The organism is Saccharothrix sp. ST-888 (assembly GCF_000955975.1).
Classification (GTDB): Bacteria; Actinomycetota; Actinomycetes; order Streptomycetales; family Streptomycetaceae; genus Kitasatospora.
This window is the reverse complement of sequence record NZ_JYJF01001113.1, coordinates 1-252: the sequence shown is the minus strand read 5'-3', so window position 1 is coordinate 252 and position 252 is coordinate 1. Positions and strand designations below refer to the sequence as shown.

Genomic DNA, 252 nt, shown 5'->3' with positions numbered 1-252 from the left:
GCCCGCCCGCTCGAACGCCTCCCAGGACGTCTCCAGCAGCAGCCGCTGCTGCGGGTCCATGGCCAGCGCCTCGCGCGGGCTGATCTCGAAGAACGCCGGCTCGAACTCGGCGGCGTCGTGCAGGAAGCCGCCACCGCGGGCATAGAAGGTGCGCTGGCGGTCGGGGTCCGCGTCGTAGAGGTCGGAGAGCTTCCAGCCACGGTCGGTGGGGAACTCGGAGATGGCGTCGCCGGAGTCGGCGACCAGCTGCCA

General features: G+C 71.8%; 1 protein-coding gene. It reads right to left on the bottom strand.

Going from position 1 to position 252, the window contains the following annotated elements; translation table 11 throughout:
* On the bottom strand, positions 1-252 hold a 252-nt coding region (locus UK12_RS35850; RefSeq protein ID WP_156179198.1), incomplete at both ends, for a beta-ketoacyl synthase N-terminal-like domain-containing protein.